This is a genomic window from Streptomyces canus, from assembly GCF_001514145.1.
GTDB classification, from domain to species: Bacteria; Actinomycetota; Actinomycetes; order Streptomycetales; family Streptomycetaceae; genus Streptomyces; species Streptomyces canus.
In genome coordinates this window covers 659,513-681,657 of the sequence record NZ_KQ948657.1, presented here as the reverse complement: position 1 = coordinate 681,657, position 22,145 = coordinate 659,513, and the positions used below count along the sequence as shown (strand labels likewise).

20 protein-coding genes are annotated in these 22,145 nt (G+C 70.5%); 13 read left to right on the top strand and 7 right to left on the bottom strand.

The features are described from left to right. Nucleotides 1-31: 31 nt before the first annotated feature. The 3 genes from AQJ46_RS07910 (at nucleotide 32) to AQJ46_RS07900 (ending at nucleotide 2,895) form a co-directional block, all read left to right on the top strand. Nucleotides 32-1,066 (top strand): LCP family protein, encoded by a 1,035-nt coding sequence (locus AQJ46_RS07910; protein WP_059204887.1) that lies wholly within the window; start codon nucleotides 32-34, stop codon nucleotides 1,064-1,066. 159 nt (nucleotides 1,067-1,225) lie between these two features. Beyond that, nucleotides 1,226-1,582, top strand: a complete 357-nt coding sequence (locus AQJ46_RS07905; RefSeq protein WP_057607866.1) for a YciI family protein — start codon at nucleotides 1,226-1,228, stop codon at nucleotides 1,580-1,582. A gap of 104 nt (nucleotides 1,583-1,686) precedes the next feature. Beyond that, nucleotides 1,687-2,895, top strand: a complete 1,209-nt coding sequence (locus tag AQJ46_RS07900; RefSeq protein ID WP_225887284.1) for an RNA polymerase sigma factor — start codon at nucleotides 1,687-1,689, stop codon at nucleotides 2,893-2,895. Nucleotides 2,896-2,916: 21 nt separating this feature from the next. Here AQJ46_RS07900 and AQJ46_RS07895 read toward each other — a convergent pair whose 3' ends face one another. Further along, nucleotides 2,917-4,092 carry a THUMP-like domain-containing protein gene (locus tag AQJ46_RS07895; RefSeq protein ID WP_059204885.1) on the bottom strand — a complete coding sequence of 392 codons (1,176 nt, stop codon included), beginning with the start codon at nucleotides 4,090-4,092 and terminating at the stop codon, nucleotides 2,917-2,919. 90 nt (nucleotides 4,093-4,182) lie between these two features. Here AQJ46_RS07895 and AQJ46_RS07890 point away from each other — a divergent pair, with 90 nt between their 5' ends. From AQJ46_RS07890 to groL, 4 genes are all read left to right on the top strand, one after another. Further along, complete coding sequence (locus AQJ46_RS07890) at nucleotides 4,183-5,124, top strand: polysaccharide deacetylase family protein (protein ID WP_208616893.1); 942 nt, start codon at nucleotides 4,183-4,185, stop codon at nucleotides 5,122-5,124. Continuing rightward, nucleotides 5,121-5,912, top strand: a complete 792-nt coding sequence (locus tag AQJ46_RS07885; RefSeq protein WP_059204884.1) for a polysaccharide deacetylase family protein — start codon at nucleotides 5,121-5,123, stop codon at nucleotides 5,910-5,912. Before AQJ46_RS07890 ends, AQJ46_RS07885 begins: the two co-directional genes overlap by 4 nt. Nucleotides 5,913-6,112: 200 nt before the next feature. Further along, a complete protein-coding gene (gene groES / locus AQJ46_RS07880; RefSeq protein ID WP_028807844.1) occupies nucleotides 6,113-6,421 on the top strand; it encodes a co-chaperone GroES in 309 nt (102 codons plus the stop codon). Nucleotides 6,422-6,533: 112 nt separating this feature from the next. Beyond that, nucleotides 6,534-8,159, top strand: coding sequence for a chaperonin GroEL (gene groL, locus AQJ46_RS07875; RefSeq protein WP_059204883.1), 1,626 nt, complete (start codon nucleotides 6,534-6,536; stop codon nucleotides 8,157-8,159). Between the two features lie 80 nt (nucleotides 8,160-8,239). Here the strand turns inward: groL and AQJ46_RS07870 are convergent, their stop codons facing one another. The 3 genes from AQJ46_RS07870 to AQJ46_RS07860 all read right to left on the bottom strand — a co-directional run bounded on the left by AQJ46_RS07870 (nucleotide 8,240) and on the right by AQJ46_RS07860 (nucleotide 10,488). Continuing rightward, the gene (locus AQJ46_RS07870) at nucleotides 8,240-8,929 is read right to left on the bottom strand and encodes an ester cyclase (protein ID WP_059204882.1); all 690 of its coding nucleotides are present in this window, start codon (nucleotides 8,927-8,929) and stop codon (nucleotides 8,240-8,242) included. A 65-nt stretch (nucleotides 8,930-8,994) separates the two neighbouring features. Then, entirely contained in the window at nucleotides 8,995-9,768 is a 774-nt protein-coding gene (locus AQJ46_RS07865; protein ID WP_059204881.1) for an SDR family NAD(P)-dependent oxidoreductase, read from the bottom strand. Between the two features lie 51 nt (nucleotides 9,769-9,819). Beyond that, the gene (locus tag AQJ46_RS07860) at nucleotides 9,820-10,488 is read right to left on the bottom strand and encodes an MOSC domain-containing protein (protein ID WP_059204880.1); all 669 of its coding nucleotides are present in this window, start codon (nucleotides 10,486-10,488) and stop codon (nucleotides 9,820-9,822) included. A gap of 80 nt (nucleotides 10,489-10,568) precedes the next feature. Between AQJ46_RS07860 and AQJ46_RS07855 the strand changes: the two genes are divergently transcribed. Beyond that, nucleotides 10,569-11,465, top strand: a complete 897-nt coding sequence (locus tag AQJ46_RS07855) for a LysR family transcriptional regulator (RefSeq protein ID WP_059204879.1) — start codon at nucleotides 10,569-10,571, stop codon at nucleotides 11,463-11,465. A 52-nt stretch (nucleotides 11,466-11,517) separates the two neighbouring features. On the opposite strand, the gene AQJ46_RS07850 is transcribed toward AQJ46_RS07855, so the two are convergent. Continuing rightward, nucleotides 11,518-11,844 carry a WhiB family transcriptional regulator gene (locus AQJ46_RS07850; protein WP_007384136.1) on the bottom strand — a complete coding sequence of 109 codons (327 nt, stop codon included), beginning with the start codon at nucleotides 11,842-11,844 and terminating at the stop codon, nucleotides 11,518-11,520. Nucleotides 11,845-12,225: 381 nt separating this feature from the next. On the opposite strand from AQJ46_RS07850, the gene AQJ46_RS07845 reads away from it, so the two are divergent. From AQJ46_RS07845 to AQJ46_RS07830, 4 genes are all read left to right on the top strand, one after another. Beyond that, entirely contained in the window at nucleotides 12,226-12,837 is a 612-nt protein-coding gene (locus tag AQJ46_RS07845; RefSeq protein WP_003948568.1) for a response regulator transcription factor, read from the top strand. A 285-nt stretch (nucleotides 12,838-13,122) separates the two neighbouring features. Next, a complete protein-coding gene (locus AQJ46_RS07840; protein WP_007384137.1) occupies nucleotides 13,123-13,710 on the top strand; it encodes a sigma-70 family RNA polymerase sigma factor in 588 nt (195 codons plus the stop codon). Between the two features lie 149 nt (nucleotides 13,711-13,859). Beyond that, entirely contained in the window at nucleotides 13,860-15,362 is a 1,503-nt protein-coding gene (guaB, locus tag AQJ46_RS07835; RefSeq protein ID WP_059204878.1) for an IMP dehydrogenase, read from the top strand. Nucleotides 15,363-15,468: 106 nt separating this feature from the next. Then, complete coding sequence (locus AQJ46_RS07830; RefSeq protein ID WP_059204877.1) at nucleotides 15,469-16,593, top strand: GuaB3 family IMP dehydrogenase-related protein; 1,125 nt, start codon at nucleotides 15,469-15,471, stop codon at nucleotides 16,591-16,593. 641 nt (nucleotides 16,594-17,234) lie between these two features. Here the strand turns inward: AQJ46_RS07830 and AQJ46_RS07825 are convergent. After that, the gene (locus tag AQJ46_RS07825; protein ID WP_057607855.1) at nucleotides 17,235-18,452 is read right to left on the bottom strand and encodes a nucleotide sugar dehydrogenase; all 1,218 of its coding nucleotides are present in this window, start codon (nucleotides 18,450-18,452) and stop codon (nucleotides 17,235-17,237) included. A 285-nt stretch (nucleotides 18,453-18,737) separates the two neighbouring features. Here AQJ46_RS07825 and AQJ46_RS07820 point away from each other — a divergent pair, with 285 nt between their 5' ends. Further along, nucleotides 18,738-20,444: a glycerol-3-phosphate dehydrogenase/oxidase gene (locus AQJ46_RS07820; RefSeq protein WP_059204876.1), complete on the top strand. Its 1,707-nt coding sequence runs from the start codon at nucleotides 18,738-18,740 to the stop codon at nucleotides 20,442-20,444. Nucleotides 20,445-20,563: 119 nt separating this feature from the next. On the opposite strand, the gene AQJ46_RS07815 is transcribed toward AQJ46_RS07820, so the two are convergent. Continuing rightward, complete coding sequence (locus tag AQJ46_RS07815) at nucleotides 20,564-21,607, bottom strand: serine hydrolase domain-containing protein (protein ID WP_059204875.1); 1,044 nt, start codon at nucleotides 21,605-21,607, stop codon at nucleotides 20,564-20,566. Nucleotides 21,608-22,145 lie beyond the last annotated feature (538 nt).

The window sequence follows — 22,145 nt, the reverse complement described above, 5'->3', positions numbered from 1 at the left end:
CTCGTAATAATTCGGACGTACGTTCCTCCCTGTGACGGGAGACGACGAGGACAGACGAGTGGGTCGGCGGCCGAGATTACTGAAGGCCGTCGGCCTCACGCTCGCGGGGACGCTGGTCCTGGGATGCGCCGCGGCGGGCTGGGCGTACTGGCACCTCAACAGCAACATCAAGAGCGTCGACATCAACAGCGCGCTCGGCGACGACCGCCCCGCGAAGCCGACACCGACCCCTTCGGCATCGCAGGAGGCGCCGCTGCCCACGGAGGCGGTGAACATCCTGGTCCTGGGCTCCGACTCGCGCAGCGGCAAGGAGAACCAGGCGCTCGGTGGCGGCAGCAGCACCGGCGCCCGGTCCGACACCGCGATGGTCGTGCACATCGACGCGGGCCGCACCACGGCGACGGTCGTCAGCATCCCGCGCGACACCCTCGTCACCCGCCCGTCGTGCCCCCTGGAGAGCGGGGGCTCCACGTCGGCGGCGTACGGCGCGATGTTCAACAGCGCCTACTCGGTGGGCGGTCCGGTGTGCGCGGTCAAGACGGTCGAGTCGATCACGAACGTCCGCATGGACCACTACATCGAGATCGACTTCTCGGGCTTCGCCAAGCTGGTCGACGCGCTCGGCGGGGTCACGGTGACCACGGACGAGGACATCGACGACGACGACAGCCATCTCACCCTGAAGGCGGGCACCCACCACCTGAACGGCAAGCAGGCCCTCGCGTTCGCCCGCACCCGGCACGGCATAGGCGACGGCAGCGACCTGGGCCGCATAGGACTCCAGCAGAAGCTGGTGAAGGCCCTGCTGGAGCAGATCTCCTCGACGAACCTGCTGACCAGGCCCACCAAGCTGTATTCCGTCGCCGACGCGATCACCGGCAGTCTCACCACCGACACCGGCCTCGACTCCCTGACCGAGCTGATGAGCCTCGGCGAGAGCCTGAAGGGCCTGTCGAGCGACGAAGTGAAGACGGTGACCATGCCGGTCGTGACCGCGCCCTCGAACCCCAACCGGGTGGTGGCGAAGGAACCGGCGGCGCGTGAGCTGTGGGAGTCGCTGCGCTGAACGTGAGCCGGGTTCGGCGGGTCGCTGTCGTAGCAGGTCAGGGCGCCGGGAAAAAATCTCCGAAGAAATCCGCGGAGTCTGTCGATCCCGGCCTCTCCCGATCGACGCACTGGTGAGAGGCCGGGAAGGACCGGCCCCCGTAGCGACCGAGGAGTCACCATGCCGCGTTACCTGTCGATGGTCCAGATCGACGAGAAGACCGCCCCCGCCGAGGGCCCCAGCGACGCGCTGATGCAGCGGATGGGCGAGCTGATCGAGGAGATGACGAAGGCCGGGGTGCTGCTGGACACCGCCGGGCTCACGCCGACCGCGCAGGGGGCCCGGGTGCGGTGGGAGAAGGGGGAGCTGTCGGTGACCGACGGGCCCTTCACCGAGGCGAAGGAGGTCGTCGGGGGGTACGCCATCGTCCAGGCCAAGGACATGGCCGAGGCGATCGAGTGGACCAAGCGCTTCCTGAAGGTGCACGAGGAGCACTGGACGGTCACCTGCGAGGTGCGGGAGATCGCGGAGGGCTGAGCCCGCTTCCTTGGCTGCGGGGCCGTACGGGTGTCGAATGGGGGGCTGTGACCACACAGCCCCCCGAAGCCGACGCCCGCGCCTCCGTCGAGACCGTCTTCCGCATGGAGTCGCCGCGCATCATCGCCGGTGTCACCCGTGTCGTCCGGGACGTCGGCATCGCCGAGGAGCTCGCCCAGGACGCCCTGGTCGCGGCGCTGGAGCAGTGGCCGCGCGACGGCGTCCCGGACAACCCGGGCGCCTGGCTCATGGCCATCGCGCGCAGACGGGCCGTGGACCTGGTCCGCCGCCGGGAGAACTACGCCCGCAAGCTGGCCGAGATCGGACGGGACCTGTCGGAGACCGCCCCGCCGGAGGAGCCGTCCGACCCCGAGGACATCGACGACGACCTGCTCAGGCTCGTCTTCACCACCTGCCACCCGGTGCTGTCCGCCGAGGCCCGCACCGCGCTCACCCTGCGGCTGCTCGGCGGCCTGACCACCCCCGAGATCGCCCGCGCCTTCCTCGTCCCGGAGGCGACGGTCGCCCAGCGCATCGTGCGTGCCAAGCGGACCCTCGCCACGAAGAACATCGCCTTCGAGGTTCCCTACGGCCCCGATCGCGAGGCCCGCCTCGGTTCCGTCCTGGACGTCATCTACCTGATCTTCAACGAGGGATACGCGGCCACGGCGGGCGACGACTGGCTGCGCCCCTCCCTGTGCGAGGACGCCCTGCGGCTGGCCCGCCTGCTGTCCGCCCTCATGCCCAAGGAACCCGAAGTGCACGGCCTCGCGGCCCTGTTGGAGTTCCAGGCTTCGCGCACGGCAGCCCGCACCTCTCCGCGGGGCGAGCCGGTCCTGCTGAAGGACCAGAACCGCAGCCGCTGGAACCGCATGCTCATCGCCCGCGGAATCAAGGCCCTGGGCCGCGCGGACGCCACGGCCGCGGGCGCCCCCGGCCCCTACGTCCTCCAGGCCGCCATCGCCGCCTGCCACGCGCACGCGTACTCCTACGACGAGACCGACTGGCCGGCCATCGCCACCCTCTACGCCCTGCTCGCCGCCCGCGCCCCCTCCCCGGTCGTCGAACTCAACCGCGCGGTCGCCGTCTCGATGGCCGAGGGGCCGGGCCCGGCCCTGGAGATCGTCGACGCGCTCACCGACGAACCCGCCCTGGCCGACTACCACTTGCTGCCGAGCGTGCGCGGCGATCTCCTGGCCCGCCTCGGACGTACGACGCAGGCGCGGGCAGAGTTCGAGCGGGCGGCCGCGCTGACCCGCAACGAACGGGAGCGGGAACTGCTGCTGGACAGGGCGCGCGAGTGCGGTCAGTGATCCGTTGTCACCTGGAGCCGCTCACGTAAGCCCCGCCGGCCGTCCCAGCAGCATGGTCGGCGCCCCCGCGACCCGGGTCAGGAACACGGTCAGGGAGTGCGGCCCCTGCGGCTTCGGAAGCGCCTTGCGCCGCAGCTCCTCCGGCTCGACGGCCGACCCCCGCTTCTTCACGGTCAGGATCCCGACCTCCCGCTCCCGTAGCAGCGCCTTCAACTTCTTCACGTTGAAGGGGAGTTGGTCGGTGATCTCGTACGCCGTGGCGTACGGGGTCGCGCGCAGTGCGTCCGCGGTGACGTAGGCGATGGTGGGGTCGATCAGCCCGCCGTCGAGCTCCTCGGCCGCCTCGGCCACCAGATGGGCCCGGATGACGGCGCCGTCGGGCTCGTACAAGTACCGCCCCACGGAACGGACTTCGGGGTCGGGCAGCCCCCGGCCGAGCAGGCTCCGCGGTCCCGGCAGCAGCGTGGCCCGAACGGCCCCCGGCGCGGTGCCGAACCACAGCACCGCCTCCTTCACGTCCCCGCCGTCGGAGATCCACTCCGCCTCGGCCTCCGCCGGAACCGCCTCGTGCGGGATGCCGGGCGCGACCTTCAGCGCGGCGTGCGGGGCCTTGAGAGCCGCCCGGACCGCCCACGACAGAGGAGGCGAGTAGGCCTCCGGATCGAAGATGCGGCCACGCCCGCCCCGCCTCGCCGGATCCACGAACACGGCGTCGTACGCGGCCGTGTCCACCTCCGTGACGTCCGCCTCCCGTACGTCGATCAGGCCGGCGAGTCCCAGCGCGTCCGCGTTCGCCCGGGCGGCCGCCGCCGTCAGCGGATCCCGGTCCACCGCGAGGACCCGGATGCCGGCCCGGGCCAGCGCGATCGCGTCCCCGCCGATCCCGCAGCACAGGTCGGCGACGGAGGTGACGCCCAGTGCCCGCAGGCGCTCCGCGCGGTAGGCCGCCACGCTCGCCCGGGTCGACTGCTCGACCCCGTTCGGCGTGAAGAACATCCGCTCCGCGTCCTCGGCCCCGAACTTGGCCGCCGCCCGCTGCCGCAACCGGGCCTGGCCGAGCGTCGCGGAGACGAGTCCGGCCGGATGCCCGCGGCGCAGCCGGGTGGCGACGGCGAGTTCGTCGGCGGGGGCGGTGCCGCGCACTTCGTCGAGGAGGGCACGGCCCTCGGGGGTGAGGAGGGGGGCGAGGTCGTTCACCGGGTCATTGTGGGCCAGTCGGTGGACGGTCCGCTTCCGGCGGCGGTGTCGGCCCGGGTGCGACGCCGTGACCTGCAAGGATCCGGCCCCATGGGAACAGTAGGACAAAAGTACAAAAATGGTGCGTTGGTGGTGTCGGTGTCGATCCGTGGCGGCCTCGTCCTCCTGGCAGTGGCCGCCCTGGTCTCCGGCTGCGCCGGCCCGGCCGGCACCGGCGTACGGCCGCAGCAGCCCCTCAACGCACCCCCGCCCCCCGCCGCCGACCTCCAGGCCGACAAGACCCGTATCCGGGCCGCCCGGCTCCGCGCCGAGCAGGCTCGGATCGCCGCCGCCAGGCGCTGGGGCCTGAAGAAGGTCCCCCTGACGGCCCCGCCGGCGCCCGCGGTCAAGCCCCGCATCACCACCCGCCACGGCTTCGAGGTCGACGGCCACGAGCAGAAGGGGCTGCCGCCGGTCTTCACCACGGTCCCCACCGAACAGAAGATCGTCTTCCTCACCATCGACGACGGCGCCGAGAAGGACCCCGCGTTCCTGCGGATGATGAGCGACCTGAAGATCCCGTACACCGCCTTCCTCAGCGACTACCTGGTCAAGGACGACTACGGCTACTTCGCGAGGATGCGGGACACCGGGGTCGTACTGAACAACCACACGCTCCACCACCCCTACCTGCCCGCGCTGTCCTACGCCCGCCAGCAGCGCGAGATCTGCGGGATGCAGGACGTCATCGACAAGCGGTTCGGCACGCGGCCCACGCTCTTCCGCCCGCCCTACGGCAACTACAACGCGGACACCCTGCGCGCGGCCAGGTCCTGCGGCATCAAGTACGCGCCCCTCTGGAACGAAGAGGTCTTCGTCGACCACTGGGAGTACCGCGAGTGGGACCAGGACATCCACCCCGGCGACATCGTGCTCAGCCACTTCCGGGGCCGCAAGGACTGGAAGGGCACGATGCCCGACATGGTCCGCCGCTTCCTGAACAGGATCACGGCCGAGGGGTACGCGGTGGCCCGCCTCGAGGACTACCTGTGAGAGCGCGCGCACTGGTCGCCGGGGGGCTGGCGGCCGTACTGCTCACCGGCTGTGCCCAGTCCGTCGACCCCATCGAACGGCTGGGCAAGAAGGCGGCGCAGCGGGTGGGGTCGTACGCGCCGGCGGGGGCGGACGGACGGCCGTACCGCCACTGGGGTCTCGCGGCCCCGCTGCCGGCGCCCCCGCGGGTGCCGGCGCGCGCGGCGGCGGGCCCGGGCCGGGTGCCGCCGGTGGTGAAGCGGGTGCCGACGTCCGACAAGGTCGTCTTCCTCACCTACGACGACGGCGCGGAGAAGGACCCGCGGTTCGTCGACCTGGTCCGTGAACTGCGGCTGCCCGTCAGCATGTTCCTCACGGACAGTGTCGTCGGCCCCGGGTACGGCCACTTCGCGCGCCTCCAGTCGGTCGGCGCGAGCATCCAGAACCACACCCTCGACCACCCCGCCCTGCGCGGTCTGCCCTACCCCGGCCAGCGCGCCGAGATCTGCGGCCAGCAGGAGAAGGTGCGGTCCCGCTTCGGGATCCGGCCGCGGCTGTTCCGGCCGCCCTACGGCACGTACGACCGCACGACCCTGCGCGCGGCGGCCGACTGCGGACTCTCGGCGGTGGTGCTGTGGAGCGTGTCGGCGGAGGGTGGCGCGCCGCGGCGGCCGCTGCGGGCGGGAGACATCGTCTCGGTGGCATCGGGGGAGGCGACGGGAACGACGCTGACGGAACGGACGACCAGGGTGCTGCGGGAGATCGAGCGGCGCGGACTGACGGTGGGGCGGCTGGAGGACTATCTGTAGGCGCTCCGGCGGCGCCACGGGAGACGCGATTGGCACTCCGCTTGACCGAGTGCTAATCGCGGTCATAGTCTCGGGTCTGGCACTCCCCCCTGGAGAGTGCCAACACAGCGACGGGCAGGTCCGGCACCCGCGACGACGGATCCACCTGGTCGCCACCTCAGACAGTCAACCCCGTGATCTCCGAAGGGGGAGGTCGGATCGTGACGACCACCAGCTCCAAGGTTGCCATCAAGCCGCTCGAGGACCGCATTGTGGTCCAGCCGCTCGACGCCGAGCAGACCACCGCCTCTGGCCTGGTCATCCCGGACACCGCCAAGGAGAAGCCCCAGGAGGGCGTCGTCCTGGCCGTGGGCCCGGGCCGCTTCGAGAACGGCGAGCGCCTGCCGCTCGACGTCCAGACCGGCGACATCGTGCTGTACAGCAAGTACGGCGGCACCGAGGTGAAGTACAACGGCGAGGAGTACCTCGTCCTCTCGGCTCGCGACGTGCTCGCGATCATCGAGAAGTAATTCACCGAAGCATTTCTTTGAGCTGCGCCCCTGGCCCCCGCGACCACTAACAAGCCGGGCGCCCGGGGCGCAGTCTCTTTTCACCTAGATTTCCGAGAGGGCTCACGCTCCCATGGCGAAGATCCTGAAGTTCGACGAGGACGCCCGTCGCGCCCTCGAGCGCGGCGTCAACAAGCTTGCCGACACGGTCAAGGTGACGATCGGCCCCAAGGGCCGCAACGTCGTCATCGACAAGAAGTTCGGCGCTCCCACCATCACCAACGACGGTGTCACGATCGCCCGTGAGGTCGAGATCGAGGACCCGTACGAGAACCTCGGCGCCCAGCTGGTGAAGGAGGTGGCGACCAAGACCAACGACATCGCGGGTGACGGCACCACCACCGCCACCGTGCTGGCCCAGGCGCTGGTCCGCGAGGGCCTGAAGAACGTCGCCGCGGGTGCCTCCCCGGCCGCCCTGAAGAAGGGCATCGACGCCGCGGTCAAGGCCGTGTCCGAGGAGCTCCTCGCGACCGCCCGCCCGATCGACGAGAAGTCCGACATCGCCGCCGTCGCCGGTCTGTCCGCCCAGGACAGCCAGGTCGGCGAGCTCATCGCCGAGGCGATGGACAAGGTCGGCAAGGACGGTGTCATCACCGTCGAGGAGTCCAACACCTTCGGTCTGGAGCTGGACTTCACCGAGGGCATGGCCTTCGACAAGGGCTACCTGTCGCCCTACATGGTCTCCGACCAGGAGCGTATGGAGGCCGTCCTCGACGACCCGTACATCCTGATCAACCAGGGCAAGATCTCCTCGATCCAGGACCTGCTGCCGCTGCTCGAGAAGGTCATCCAGTCGGGTGCCTCCAAGCCGCTGCTGATCATCGCCGAGGACGTCGACGGCGAGGCCCTGTCGACCCTGGTCGTCAACAAGATCCGCGGCACCTTCAACGCGGTCGCGGTCAAGGCCCCCGGCTTCGGTGACCGCCGCAAGGCGATGCTCCAGGACCTGGCGGTGCTCACCGGCGCCACGGTCATCTCCGAGGAGGTCGGCCTCAAGCTCGACCAGGTCGGCCTGGACGTGCTCGGCACCGCCCGTCGCGTCACCGTCACCAAGGACGACACCACGGTCGTCGACGGTGCCGGCGACTCCTCCGAGGTCACGGGCCGCGTCGCCCAGATCAAGGCCGAGATCGAGAACACCGACTCCGACTGGGACCGCGAGAAGCTCCAGGAGCGCCTCGCGAAGCTGGCCGGCGGCGTGTGCGTGATCAAGGTCGGCGCCGCCACCGAGGTGGAGCTGAAGGAGAAGAAGCACCGTCTGGAGGACGCCATCTCCGCGACCCGCGCCGCGGTCGAGGAGGGCATCGTCTCCGGTGGTGGCTCCGCTCTGGTCCACGCCGCCAAGGTGCTCGAGGGCGGCCTCGGCAAGACCGGCGACGAGGCCACCGGTGTCGCCGTCGTCCGCAAGGCCGTCGTCGAGCCGCTGCGCTGGATCGCCGAGAACGCCGGCCTCGAGGGCTACGTCATCACCGCCAAGGTCGCCGAGCTCGACAAGGGCCAGGGCTTCAACGCCGCGACCGGCGAGTACGGCGACCTGGTCAAGGCCGGCGTCATCGACCCGGTCAAGGTCACCCGCTCCGCCCTGGAGAACGCCGCCTCCATCGCCTCCCTCCTCCTGACGACCGAGACCCTGGTCGTCGAGAAGAAGGAAGAGGAGGAGCCGGCCGCCGGTGGTCACGGCCACGGCCACTCCCACTGAGCCCAGCGCTCGCAAGGAGGCCCCCGTTCCCTCTGAGGGAACGGGGGCTTTCCCCTTCGCGGGTCACAGGGACCGGGCCGTCATTCGCCGAGCACCCCCAGCTGTTCCATCAGCCCCGCACGGTCGTACTGCCACCAGCCCTCGCAGATCCGTCCGTCCCGGAACCGGTGCCAGGTGGTCCCGGTCATGGTCACGTTCTGCCCGCTCGCCGGGATCCCCACGAACTCGCCGGTGTGCTTGCCGGCCCAGGTCCAGCGGGTGCACACCCGGTCGTCCTGGGCGATCTGGTCGTCCACGCGGAAGGTGAAGGCGAAGGCCCGCCGCCAGCCTTCGTACTCCTCGCGCGCGCCCGCGAGCCCCAGATCCTCCGGATTGGACGGATCGTGGTCCAGGTAGTCGTCGGTGAACCGCTCGAACAGCTCTGCCGTCCCGGTCCGCCCGGCGTGCTCGAAGAACTCCCGCGCGACACCCGGGTTGAGCTGCTCGTCCCGCACCACGTCCAGATCCGTGAAGGTCGGCGTCTCGTCACACAGCGCGACCATCCCCTGGAAGATCCGCTCCGTCTCCGGCAGCCCCGAGTTCCGCATGGCCTCCTCGTACGACGGAAACTCCACGATCTCGACGAAGTGCGACGCGTCGGACCGGTCCTTGCCGACCACCGCATGCGTCGCGGTCCGCTTCCCCTTGGTCTGTTCGACCCATGTGTCCATCAGCCGGTCCATCTCGTCGAATCGGCTGGTCCTGCAGTCGATGAGCTGGACGAACGTCATACGCGATCACCTCCGGCCCCCCTGGGTCCGGTTGGGACATCACCCATTGTCCGCCTTTTCGGGCCCTACTGCGGCCCGTACTTCCGCCCCGTCCGCGACGTGATCCCGCCCAACAACCCCCGCGGCGCCACCTTCACCAACCCCATGAGCGCCTTGTAACGCGGGTCCGGGATCGACAGCGTCTTGCCGCGGGACAGGTCGGTGAGGGCCGCGGCGACCAGTTTGTCCGCGTCGAGCCACATCCAGCCGGGGATGTTGTCCGTGCCCATCCCGGCCCGCTGGTGGAACTCGGTCCGCACGAAGCCCGGGCACAGGGCCATCAGCCGGACCCCGCTCCCCGCCAGATCCCTCGCCGCGCCCTGCGTGAACTGCACGACCCACGCCTTCGAGGCGCCGTACGTACCCCGAGGCACGAACGCGGCCACCGACGCGACGTTCACGACGCCCCCGCGCCCCCGCTCCCGCATCGCCTCCGTCGCCGCCGACGTCAGTCGCAGCACCGCCTCGCAGTGCACCTTGAGCATCTTCAGCTCGTCGGCCATGGAGACGTCGAGATAGCGGCCCTTGTTGCCGAAGCCGGCGTTGTTGACGAGGAGGTCGACGGGGGCCTTACGGTCGGAGAGGCGGCCGGCGACCGCCTCGATGCCGGGGTCCGTGGCGAGGTCGGCGGTGAGGACCTCGGCCTCGATGCCGTGGCGGTCGTGGAGTTCGGTCGCCTGTTCCCGGAGCCGCTTGGTGTCGCGGGCCACCAGCACCAGGTTGTGTCCGTCAGCCGCCAGCCGTCGTGCGAACGCGGCACCGATGCCCGCGGTCGATCCCGTAATCAATGCCGTTGTCATGGCGCAAGGTTAATGACCGGGACCGACACCGTCCGCTTGCGGAGGACGTCGTCAGGCGCCGTGCTTCTCCACATACTCCAGCGCCCACTTCCGCACCTCCGGATGGAGTGCCTCGCCCGCCGCCAGCAGCCGTGGCTGGAGCGGCCGTTCGGTGGTCATCGCCCGGAACGCCAGGGCGACCGTCACGTCGTGGTCCGGCCGGTGCACGATCTCGACCGGGTCCCCGGTCCGGATCTCGCCCGGCTGGATCACCCGCAGATACGCCCCGGGCGCGCCCCGCTGCGTGAACCGCTTCACCCACCGCTTCTCGTCCATGTGGCCCTGGAAGGTGCCGCACGGGATGCGGGCGCTCGTGACCTCGAGCACCACCTCGGGCCCGAGGCGCCAGCGCTCGCCGATCAGGGCGCCGGAGACGTCGATGCCCCGCGTCGTGAGGTTCTCGCCGAAGGCGCCGTTGGCCAACGAGCGGCCCAGCTCGCCCTCCCACTCGTCCAGGTCCTCGCGCGCCATCGCGTACACGGCCTGGTCGTCTCCGCCGTGGTGCTGCTTCTTGCACACCGCGTCCCCGGCGAGCGCGCTCCCGCCGATGCCCTTGGGACCGGGCGCGGCCACCCGCACGGGTCCGTCGACCGGCCGCTTGTCGATACCGGTGACGCCCTCCGGGTTGTCCGTGTACGCGACGGCCTTGGCGCGGCCCAGATTCACCGACAGAAGCTCCATGGCGGCACGGTAGGGGACCGGAACCCAAAGATGCCACGCATTATTCGTCGCCGTGTCAAAGCAGGGCTTATCCTCGACGGGTGATCGAGGCCCGACATCTCCGTGTTCTGCGTGCCGTCGCCGCGACCGGCTCCTTCTCGGCAGCGGGGCGTGAACTGGGCTGCACCCAGCCCGCCGTCAGCCAGCAGATGAAGGCCCTGGAGACGTCCGTGGGCACGCCGTTGCTCATCCGCAGCGGACGCGAGATGCGGCTGACGCAGGCGGGCCAGGCGCTGGTGCGGCACGCCGCCGGGATCCTGGCGGGGCTGACGGCGGCGGAGGAGGAGGTCGCCGCCATCGCCGGCCTGCGGGCCGGGCGCGTCCGGCTGGTCTCCTTCCCCAGCGGCAGCTCCACCCTCGTCCCCACCGCCCTCGCCGCCTTGCGCGCCGCCCACCCCGGCACCCGCGTCTTTCTGGAGGAGGCCGAACCCCCGCAGTCCGTCGGCCTGCTGCGGGAGGGCGACTGCGACATCGCGCTCGCCTTCCGGTACGAAGGGGCCGGGGGCGGGGACGAGTGGGACGACCTCGTCGTACGGCCCCTGCTGACCGACCGGCTCGTCGCCCTCGTACCGGAGCGGCACCGGCTCGCGCGGGCGGAGTCCGTGTCCATCGGGGAGCTCGCCGGAGAGTCGTGGATCGCCGGATGCCCGCGCTGCCGCGGACAGCTGGTCGAGGTGTGCGAGGACGCCGGCTTCACGCCCCGCATCGACTTCGCGACCGACGACTACCCGGCGGTCGTCGGCCTGGTGGGCGCGGGCCTCGGCGTCGCCGTCCTGCCCCAGCTCGCGGTCGAGTCCGTACGGCCACGAGGCGCGCGCACGGTGACGCTGGAACCGGCGGTCCGGCGGGAGATCGTCGCGCTCACGCTGCCCGACCTGGCCCAGGTGCCGGCGGTGGCGGCGACGCTGGAGCAACTGGCGCGCGCGGCCGACCGGTAGGCCGAAAAGAATGAAGGGCACGCGTGCGTGCCCTTCAAGAAGAAACGTTCCTTCAGTTGTTCGATGCGCCGCTTCCCACGGACGACGCGGACACTAGCCGATGCCGCGCCCGCCCCATGAGCTCCTCGCGCTCGTCCTCGGTCAGCCCGCCCCATACGCCGTACGGTTCTCTCACCGCGAGCGCGTGCGCCGCGCACTGCGCGCGTACCGGGCACCTCATGCAGACCTCCTTGGCCGAGTTCTCGCGAGCGCTCCGGGCCGCACCGCGCTCGCCCTCCGGATGGAAGAAGAGCGAGCTGTCCACCCCGCGACAGGCGGCCAGAAGCTGCCAGTCCCACAGGTCCGCGTTCGGTCCGGGAAGGCGGGAGAAATCTGCCATTGCGTGACCCCTTGTAGCCGTTCTGGGCGGATACGGTGTCCACGACCGTACATCTACGATCTAAGGAGATGAAAATATGACTCATTGCGAATCTAGCCTCAGACACCAGGAAATGGGAAGAAAAGGGTCTGAATGGGGCATGGGTTGTGATGAAACGTTGTGGGTCCGCCGTGCATGTCTGCACCGTGTCCGCGCCCTCACGTAGAGTGCCGAAGACAGTGCACAGCCCCGTAACTCTTTCGGGTGACCGTCGTTGAGAGTGCGGAGGCGGTTGAAAACACAAGCGCTCGGACAGGCGTCCGAGTCGGTCGACCGCACAGGTGACGATTTCGTACCAGCCTGGAGGCTCAAGGTGACGTGCATCAGCTGCGGAGGACGGCCATGACATCCGTCCTCGTCTGCGACGACTCCCCGCTTGCCCGAGAGGCGCTCCGCCGCGCGGTCGCGACCGTGCCCGGCGTCGAGCGCGTGACGACCGCGGCCAACGGCGAGGAAGTCCTCCGCCGCTGGGGCGCGGACCGTTCGGACCTGATTCTGATGGACGTACGCATGCCCGGTCTGGGCGGCGTCGAGACGGTGCGGCGGCTGCTGTCCGCGGACCCCGGTGCCCGCATCATCATGCTCACGGTCGCGGAGGACCTCGACGGGGTCGCTCTCGCGGTGGCCGCGGGTGCCCGGGGCTACCTCCACAAGGACGCCTCACGCGCGGAGTTGCGCGCCACGGTGACGCAGGCGCTCGCCGACCCGACCTGGCGGCTCGCCCCCCGTCGGCTGCGGTCGGCGGAGATGGGCGCGGCGCCCACGCTCACCGCGCGTGAGATTCAGGTGCTCGAAGGCATGAGTCACGGTCGCTCCAACGCGGAGATCGGGCGTGAGCTGTTCCTGTCCGAGGACACCGTGAAGACGCATGCCCGGCGGCTGTTCAAGAAGCTCGGTGCTTCGGACCGGGCGCATGCTGTGGCGCTCGGATTCCGGTGGGGCCTGGTTCGCTAGGAACTCGGTCGGGTCGGTCTTCGTATTGGTGCGGGCCCGTTGTGGCTGGTCGCGCAGTTCCCCGCGCCCCTGACGGGGCGCGGTCGAGCGGCCCTTTCAATGCCCCGCTGCTTGTTTCGTGGCGGATGCCGCATCCTTGGAGATGTGGAGTCTCTCGGGGACGAGTCGGTCGAGCGGAAGGGGAGGGCGCAGGGTATGAGTTCCGGCGCACCTGCTCATAACGCTTCGGTGCACAACAACCAGCGCGATGCCACGGATCCAACGACGCCAGGGCACCATGGACCGATGCGCGACGACGAGGCGGCTCATCCCCATGGGGCGATCGGTGCGCTCGTCCACAGTGCCGTGGAGGGGGACGAGCAGGCCACGCACGACCTGCTCGCCCATGTCCACCCGCTGGCCCTGCGCTACTGCCGCACCCGGCTGTCCCGTCTCCCGGGTGACGCCCGGCACTTCGTGGAGGACCTCGCGCAGGAGGTCTGCGTAGCCGTCCTCCTCGCCCTGCCGCGCTATCGCGACACCGGGCGCCCCTTCGAGGCGTTCGTCTTCGCCATCGCCGCCCACAAGGTCGCCGACCTGCAGCGCGCTGCCATGCGCCACCCCGGCTCGACGGCGGTTCCGTCCGACGAGATGCCGGAGCGGCCCGACGACTCGCTCGGCCCCGAGGAGCGGGCGCTGCTCAGCAGCGACGCCGAATGGGCCAAGAAACTGCTGGCCAACCTCCCCGAGAACCAGCGCGAACTGCTGCTGCTGCGGATCGCCGTGGGGTTGACGGCGGAGGAGACGGGTCAGATGTTGGGAATGTCACCCGGTGCGGTCCGTGTGGCCCAGCACCGGGCGCTGAGCAGGTTGCGAGCGCTGGCCGAGCAGTAGGGCGCGCTCCTGAACGGGCGGCGCGCCGCTTCCGTACGAACATACGAAGCCCGGAGCGGGGCCCAACCGTGGAATCCGTGGAATTTGCCACGCTTGCTTCCCGTTAGCATGGACATCCGCACCGATCAAGGCCATTTGGGGAAGGTGTCATGACTGCAAACGTCGACGGAGTGCCCGACAAATTCGCGACGCTCGGGCTGACCTACGACGACGTGCTGCTGCTGCCGGGAGCGTCCGCGGTGCTCCCGAACGCGGTCGACACCTCGTCCCGCATCTCCCGCAACGTCCGGGTCAACATCCCGCTGCTCTCGGCGGCCATGGACAAGGTGACCGAGTCCCGCATGGCCATCGCGATGGCCCGCCTCGGTGGCGTCGGGGTGCTGCACCGCAACCTCTCCGTCGAGGACCAGGTCAACCAGGTCGACCTGGTGAAGCGGTCCGAGTCCGGCATGGTCACCGACCCGATCACCGTGCACCCGGAGGCCACCCTCGCCGAGGCCGACGCCCTGTGCGCCAAGTTCCGCATCAGCGGTGTCCCGGTCACCGACCCGGCCGGCAAGCTCCTCGGCATCGTCACCAACCGTGACATGGCCTTCGAGTCCGACCGCAGCCGCCAGGTGCGCGAGGTCATGACGCCGATGCCGCTGGTCACCGGCCAGGTCGGCATCTCCGGCACCGACGCCATGGACCTGCTGCGCAAGCACAAGATCGAGAAGCTGCCGCTCGTCGACGACTCCGGTGTCCTCAAGGGCCTGATCACCGTCAAGGACTTCGTCAAGGCGGAGAAGTACCCGAGCGCCGCCAAGGACTCCGAAGGCCGCCTCCTCGTCGGTGCCGCCGTCGGCGCCAGCCCCGAGGCCCTGGAGCGCGCCCAGGCGCTCGCCGAGGCCGGTGTGGACTTCCTGGTCGTGGACACCTCGCACGGCCACAACAGCAACGCCCTCAGCTGGATGGCGAAGATCAAGTCGAGCGTCGGCGTCGACGTGATCGGCGGCAACGTCGCCACGCGTGACGGCGCCCAGGCGCTGATCGACGCCGGTGTCGACGGCATCAAGGTCGGTGTCGGACCGGGCTCCATCTGCACCACGCGCGTGGTCGCCGGCATCGGCGTCCCGCAGGTCACCGCCATCTACGAGGCCTCCCTCGCCGCCCGTCCCGCGGGGATCCCGCTCATCGGCGACGGCGGCCTGCAGTACTCCGGCGACATCGGCAAGGCGCTCGCCGCCGGCGCCGACACCGTGATGCTGGGCTCGCTGCTCGCGGGTTGCGAGGAGTCGCCCGGCGAACTGCAGTTCATCAACGGCAAGCAGTTCAAGTCGTACCGCGGCATGGGCTCGCTCGGTGCCATGCAGTCCCGGGGCCAGGGCAAGTCGTACTCGAAGGACCGCTACTTCCAGGCCGAGGTCGCCGCCGACGACAAGCTCGTGCCCGAGGGCATCGAGGGCCAGGTGCCCTACCGCGGCCCGCTGTCCAGCGTCCTGCACCAGCTCGTCGGCGGGCTGCGTCAGACCATGGGCTACGTGGGCGCGGCCACCATCGACGAGATGGAGTCCAAGGGCCGCTTCGTGCGGATCACCTCGGCGGGCCTCAAGGAGAGCCACCCGCACGACATCCAGATGACGGTCGAGGCGCCGAACTACAGCCGCAAGTAGTCGCCACGCGCGCGTGAGGGCGGCCCCGGAGCATCCGGGGCCGCCCTTGCCGTACCCGTCGGCGATACTGGAAGACGCTGAACGCATCAGGGAAAGGCCACACATCGTGACTGAGATCGAGATCGGGCGCGGCAAGCGCGGCCGCCGGGCGTACGCCTTCGATGACATCGCCGTCGTCCCCAGCCGTCGTACGCGCGACCCGAAGGAGGTCTCGATCGCCTGGCAGATCGACGCCTACCGCTTCGAGCTGCCCTTCCTGGCCGCCCCCATGGACTCGGTCGTCTCCCCGGCCACCGCGATCCGTATAGGAGAACTCGGCGGGCTCGGCGTCCTGAACCTCGAAGGCCTGTGGACCCGGTACGAGGACCCGCAGCCGCTGCTCGACGAGATCGCCGGGCTGGATGTGGACGCCGCGACCCGGCGCCTGCAGGAGATCTACTCCGCCCCCATCAAGGAGGAGCTGATCGGCGCGCGCATCAAGGAGGTGCGCGACTCGGGTGTGGTCACCGCGGCCGCGCTCTCCCCGCAGCGCACGGCGCAGTTCTCCAAGGCAGTGGTGGACGCGGGCGTGGACATCTTCGTCATCCGCGGCACGACGGTCTCGGCGGAACACGTCTCCGGTTCGCACGAGCCGCTGAACCTGAAGCAGTTCATCTACGAGCTCGACGTCCCGGTGATCGTCGGCGGTTGCGCCACGTACACCGCCGCCCTGCACCTGATGCGCACCGGCGCGGCGGGCGTCCTGGTCGGCTTCGGCGGCGGCGCGGCGCACACCACGCGCAATGTGCTGGGCATCCAGGTTCCGATGGCGACGGCCGTGGCCGACGTGGCCGCCGCCCGCCGGGACTACATGGACGAGTCCGGCGGCCGGTACGTGCACGTCATCGCGGACGGTGGCGTGGGCTGGTCCGGCGACCTGCCCAAGGCGATCGCCTGTGGCGCGGACGCCGTGATGATGGGCTCCCCGCTGGCCCGTGCCACGGACGCGCCCGGCCGCGGCCACCACTGGGGCATGGAGGCCGTCAACGAGGAGCTGCCGCGCGGCAAGAAGGTCGACCTCGGCACGGTCGGCACCATCGAGGAGGTCCTGGCGGGTCCGTCGCACATCCCGGACGGCTCGATGAACTTCTTCGGTGCGCTGCGGCGGGCGATGGCCACGACCGGGTACAGCGAGCTGAAGGAGTTCCAGCGCGTCGAGGTGACGGTCGCGGACTCGCAGCACAAGCGGTAGGTCGTACAGCGGAAGGGGTCGGTCGCCTGGGGCGACCGGCCCCTTTCGTGTGCCCGGGGACCTGCGCGGGGCGCGTGGGGTGGTGCGGGGGCGCGCGGTTGCGTTCGGGGCGGAAACGGGCTGGTCAGCAGGGGCGAAGGGGATAACGTCCGTGTCGGCGCCCCAGGTTGCTGAAGCGCCCCCTTCCAAGGATTTGGTTCCGGACCCCGCTCCTCGGGGCCCGGCCCGATTTCCAACGGACCGCCTACCGGGTCAATGGGCGGCGTCGTGGAAGGGGGCGCCGATGGGTCGCCACCGCAAGCCCACTCGCTGGGATCGGATCCGTCTGTGGACGGTGAAGTGCCGGAGGAGGTGGGTCTTGCGAATTTTCGGATGGTGAGCGGCCGCCCCCAGGCAACTTAGGGGCGGACACTCCGTGAACCATCCAGGAGCCTGCCGCAGTGACCGCTGCGGTGGGCTCCACCTGGTGGGCGTGATGGTGAGCGGCCGTCCCTGCAGAAACCAGGGGCAGACACTCCGTGATCCATCCACGAGCCTGCCGCAGTACCCTCTGCGACCGACCCCACCTGTCTCCGTAAGGTACCCGCGCCGCGTCCCGCATGCCACCGGCTCCGGAGCCGGGTCCATCCGCGCGCCCCCCTTCACAACCGATGCGCCGCCCCCGTAGGCGTGGCACCCCGTGTGTCCAGCAGCAGCTGGGCCTTCACCGACAGGCCTTGCAGGTCGTACGTCCGGTGCTGCTGGAGCAGGATTGTCAGATCCGCGTCGGCCGCCGCCTCGTAGAGGGAGTCCGCACGGGGGACCGGGCGGTCCAGAACGCTCCAGGACGGGATGTGGGGGTCGTGGTAGCTGACGGCGGCGCCGAGTTCCATCAGGCGTACGGCGACCTCCTGGGCGGGGGTGCCCTGCTGGTCGGCGAGGTCGGGCTTGTAGGTGACGCCGAGCAGGAGGACGCGGGCACCCCGCGCGGACTTGCCGTGCTCGTTGAGGAGAGCGGCGCCGCGCTGCACGACGTAACGGGGCATCTGGTCGTTGACCTGCCGGGCGAGCTCGACCATGCGCAGGGTGCGGCCGCCGCCGAGGCTGCCGCCGGTCAGGTCGCGGGGCACCGCGTGACCGCCGACGCCCGGGCCGGGGCGGAAGGCCTGGAAGCCGAACGGCTTGGTCTCCGCGCAGCGGATGACGTCCCAGAGGTCGACGCCGAGGTCGTGGCAGAGGACGGCCATCTCGTTGACGAGGGCGATGTTGACGTGCCGGAAATTGGTCTCCAGGAGCTGGACCGTCTCCGCCTCTCGCGGGCCACGCGCGCGTACCACCTTGTCGGTGAGGCGCGAGTAGAAGGCGGCGGCCGACTCCGTGCACGCGGGCGTGAGGCCGCCGATCACCTTGGGGGTGTTGGCGGGCGTGAAGTCGCGGTTGCCGGGGTCGACGCGGCTGGGGGAGTAGGCGAGGTGGAAGTCGCGGCCCGCGCGCAGACCCGAGCCCTTCTCGAGGAGTGGGCGCAGGAACTCCTCGGTGGTGCCCGGGGGCACGGGGGACTCCAGGATGACGGTGGTGTGCGGGCGCAGGTGTGTGCTCAGCGTGCGGGCGGCCCCCTCGACCTGGCTCAGGTCCAGGCCGCCGTCCGGGGCCGGAGGGGTCGGTGCGCAGATGACCGCCGTACGGACGCGGCCGAGCTCGGCCGGCCCCGCGGCCGTCCGGAAGCCCCCCGAGAGCATCCGGCGCAGTTCTGCGGGGCTGAGGGAGCCGGCCTCGGGGCCGGTGCGGTAGCCGAGGGTGGAGATGCCGGCGGCGACAGCGGCCTGGGCCAGGGGCAGTCCGTAGGGGCCGAGTCCGATCACGGCGAGATCTGCGGGCATGGCGTGGGCCGTCCTTCCCAGTAACCGAAGCGGGACAGGTGCGCAAGCCCTGTGGACTGGACGAGCGAGCGCAATGTCAGACTAGGAGTAAATATGACCGAAATACGGCATTGGTTCCGTGTGTCTTCCTGCAGGGTTGTGAGCCCGAGTGGCCTTCGGGGTACGCGGTGGTGAAAGTTATCCACAGGCTGAGGGCTACTGGTGGCCGAAGTCGGGCAAGCCGGTCAGACTTTGGACACGGGCCGGTACGTGTGAGCCCAGCGCGATCGACAGCGGGAGGCAGTGGTGAGGACAGCGACACTGGGGCCGGCACAGCGTGCCGAGTCACTCGCATCAATGGCCGAGCGCGAACTGGACATCCTGGTGGTGGGAGCCGGCGTGGTCGGTGCGGGTACCGCGCTGGACGCGGTGACCCGGGGCCTGTCCGTGGGGCTGGTCGAGGCGCGTGACTGGGCCTCGGGCACCTCCAGCCGCTCCAGCAAGCTGATCCACGGCGGTCTGCGCTATCTGGAGATGCTCGACTTCGCCCTCGTGCGCGAGGCGTTGAAGGAGCGCGGACTGCTCCTCGAGCGGCTCGCCCCGCATCTCGTGAAGCCCGTGCCGTTCCTGTACCCCTTGCAGCACAAGGGCTGGGAGCGCCTGTACGCCGGCGCGGGCGTCGCGCTCTACGACGCCATGTCGATGGCCCGCGGGCACGGCCGGGGTCTGCCCACGCACCGGCACCTGAGCCAACGTCACGCTTTGCGCGTCGCGCCCGCCTTGAGGAAGGACGCGCTGGTCGGGGCACTTCAGTACTACGACGCCCAGATGGACGACGCCCGCTTCGTGGCCACCCTCGTGCGCACGGCGACCGCCTACGGCGCCAAGACCGCCAACCGCGCCCGGGTGACCGGGTTCCTGCGCGAGGGCGAGCGCGTGGTCGGGGCCCGGGTGCAGGACGTCGAGGCGGGCGGGGAGTACGAGATCCGCGCCAAGCAGGTCGTCAACGCGACCGGGGTGTGGACCGACGACACCCAGGCGATGGTCGGCGAGCGGGGACAGTTCCACGTCCGCGCCTCCAAGGGCATCCACCTCGTCGTGCCGAAGGACCGCATCCACTCCTCGACCGGGCTGATCCTGCGCACCGAGAAGTCCGTGCTGTTCGTCATCCCCTGGGGCCGGCACTGGATCATCGGCACCACCGACACCGACTGGGACCTCGACAAGGCCCACCCGGCCGCCTCCAGCGCGGACATCGACTACCTGCTGGAGCACGTGAACTCGGTACTCGCGGTGCCACTGACCCGGGACGACGTCCAGGGCGTGTACGCGGGCCTCAGGCCCCTGCTCGCCGGAGAGTCGGACGCCACCAGCAAGCTCTCGCGCGAACACACCGTGGCGCATCCGGTGCCGGGACTCGTCGTGGTCGCGGGCGGCAAGTACACGACCTACCGGGTGATGGCCAAGGACGCCGTCGACGAGGCGGTGCACGGACTCGACACCCGGGTCGCCGAATGCGTCACGGAGGACGTGCCGCTGCTGGGCGCCGAGGGCTACCAGGCGCTGTGGAACGCGCGAGCGCGGATCGCGGCGCGCACCGGGCTCCATGTCGTCCGCGTGGAGCATCTGCTGAATCGGTACGGCGCCCTTGCCGAGGAGGTCCTCGACCTCATCGCCGCGGACGCCACGCTGGGCGAGCCGCTTCAGGCCGCCGACGACTATCTGCGCGCCGAGATCGTCTACGCCGCCTCGCACGAGGGCGCGCGGCACCTGGACGACGTGATGACGCGGCGCACCCGTATCTCCATCGAGACCTTCGACCGGGGTGTGCGCTCCGCCCGCGAGGCCGCCGAGCTGATGGCGCCGGTGCTCGGCTGGGACAAGGACCAGATCGAGCGCGAGGTCGAGCACTACGAGAAGCGGGTGGAGGCGGAGCGGGAGTCCCAGCGGCAGCCGGACGACCTGACCGCGGACGCGGCGCGGTTGGGGGCGCCGGACATCGCCCCGCTCTGAAGCCCCCGGTGAGTTCGGCTGCGGCTCGGCCGATTGTCACTGGACCAGGCATCACCCTCGACCGACCATCACTCGAACGAGTGTCGTGAGTCGGGATCTTCGTTCGGAACCCGGTCGTTCTACGAGGTGCGGGGGCAGAACTCGGCGGCGAGCACGGCCGGTTCGAGGTCGGGGTCTGCGATTGACGTCGTGTTCACGCGGAAGGTGAGGACGCGACGGCCGCCGACCGTGGCTGCGGTGCGCACGTAGCTGCCGGTGATGCGGCCGTTGTGCCCCCACACCGTCGTGCCGCACGGCAGTTTCACCGGGAACAGCCCCATGCCGTACAGGCCGTGTGCGGTGCGAGTGTCCGTCATCTCGTGCAGCCAGTACGGGGACAGCAGTCGCCCGCCGAGCAGTGCCGCGTAGAAGCGGTCCAGATCGGCGAGGGTGCTCACCAGCTCGCCCGCGGCCCCGGCCACCCGCGGGTCGAGCGCGGTGATGTCGGACCCGTCGGCGGTGTAGGCACGGCCGTGCGGAGAGGGCAGAGAGGTGCGCGAACCAGGAAAGGAGGTGCCGGTCAGGCGCAGCGGGGCGATGATCCGCCGTTCGGCCTCCACCGCGTAGGAGTCACCGGTGACCTGACGGATCACCATGCCGAGCAGGACGTAGTTGGTGTTCGAGTAGAAGTAGCGGCCGGGGTCGGCCGGAGGGTGGGTGAGGGCGGTACGGACGGCTTGAGCAGGAGTGAGGGGGATCAGGCCCCGGGTGTCCGCAGTGAAGTCGTTCAGGCCGCTGGTGTGGGTGAGCAGGGCGCGCAGGGTCAGCGCGCGGCCGTCGTTGCCCGCTCCGCGCACCAGACCGGGCAGGTACTGATCCACGGTGTCGGACAGCTTCAGCCGGTGTTCCTCGGCCAGTTGGAGGACGACCGTCGCGATGAAGGTCTTGGTGATGCTGCCGGCGCGGAAGTGGTCGGCGCGGGCGATTCCCGGGCCCGCCTCGGCGTAACGGGTTCCGCTCTGCTCCCGGGCCAGGAACGCCGCGGCGGGAGCGCGGCCCGATGCGACCAGCAGCGGGAGCATCGCGTCCGTGGGCGGGGCCGACGGTGCCGAGGAGGCTGCCGGGGCCAGGGCGAGCAGCGCCAGGGACACAGGAACGACCAGTAGTGTCCGGAGCGACGGCATGGCGGGTCCTTCCTTGTCGGAGCCATCATGCAGGGTCGCGGAACAAGGGCTTCACCCGGTCCACGCGAGTGTGGCCGCCGGGCTGTCGGGGAGCACCGGAGGCCGGGTGGCAGCTGGGCGCCGACGGGTGCGACCGGCCTGGGGGCCGGTGCGGCGGAGGAAGGCCCTGAGTCCTGTCGTCGCGTTCCCGCGGGTCGCGTGACGCCTGGCACACGGGCTCGCCGCGTGTGCCGAACCGCCGACGTGGCTCCGCCGCGGGAGCGCTCCGGTGCCTTGCGAACGCACGCTCGAACCTGGCTCGCGCGGGCGGGGCTGCTGTCGCCGCCGTGGGGGCCCGCCCTCCGGGTGGACGACGGCAATGTGGCGACAGGGCCGGGGCGGGCGGGAGCTGTGGGCCGAGGGGTGCCGCGGGCCGGCGGGACGTCTGTGTCGACATCGCCGGGCCATGCCGCGGGCGAGGCGGAGCCAGGGGCACCCTGGGCGTCGAGCACTTGTCGGGTGAGGGACAATGGAGGCTCTGTCAGGGCGGGTTCATGAG

What these genes read in the sequence shown, in the direction of transcription:
- AQJ46_RS07905 (WP_057607866.1), top strand. Translation starts at nt 1,226, where the DNA reads ATGCCGCGTTACCTGTCGATGGTCCAGATCGACGAGAAGACCGCCCCC.
- AQJ46_RS07900 (WP_225887284.1), top strand. Translation starts at nt 1,687, where the DNA reads ATGGAGTCGCCGCGCATCATCGCCGGTGTCACCCGTGTCGTCCGGGAC.
- AQJ46_RS07890 (WP_208616893.1), top strand. Translation starts at nt 4,183, where the DNA reads ATGGGAACAGTAGGACAAAAGTACAAAAATGGTGCGTTGGTGGTGTCG.
- groL (WP_059204883.1), top strand. Translation starts at nt 6,534, where the DNA reads ATGGCGAAGATCCTGAAGTTCGACGAGGACGCCCGTCGCGCCCTCGAG.
- AQJ46_RS07870 (WP_059204882.1), bottom strand. Translation starts at nt 8,929, where the DNA reads ATGACGTTCGTCCAGCTCATCGACTGCAGGACCAGCCGATTCGACGAG.
- AQJ46_RS07865 (WP_059204881.1), bottom strand. Translation starts at nt 9,768, where the DNA reads ATGACAACGGCATTGATTACGGGATCGACCGCGGGCATCGGTGCCGCG.
- AQJ46_RS07860 (WP_059204880.1), bottom strand. Translation starts at nt 10,488, where the DNA reads ATGGAGCTTCTGTCGGTGAATCTGGGCCGCGCCAAGGCCGTCGCGTAC.
- AQJ46_RS07850 (WP_007384136.1), bottom strand. Translation starts at nt 11,844, where the DNA reads ATGGCAGATTTCTCCCGCCTTCCCGGACCGAACGCGGACCTGTGGGAC.
- AQJ46_RS07845 (WP_003948568.1), top strand. Translation starts at nt 12,226, where the DNA reads ATGACATCCGTCCTCGTCTGCGACGACTCCCCGCTTGCCCGAGAGGCG.
- AQJ46_RS07840 (WP_007384137.1), top strand. Translation starts at nt 13,123, where the DNA reads ATGCGCGACGACGAGGCGGCTCATCCCCATGGGGCGATCGGTGCGCTC.
- guaB (WP_059204878.1), top strand. Translation starts at nt 13,860, where the DNA reads ATGACTGCAAACGTCGACGGAGTGCCCGACAAATTCGCGACGCTCGGG.
- AQJ46_RS07825 (WP_057607855.1), bottom strand. Translation starts at nt 18,452, where the DNA reads ATGCCCGCAGATCTCGCCGTGATCGGACTCGGCCCCTACGGACTGCCC.
- AQJ46_RS07815 (WP_059204875.1), bottom strand. Translation starts at nt 21,607, where the DNA reads ATGCCGTCGCTCCGGACACTACTGGTCGTTCCTGTGTCCCTGGCGCTG.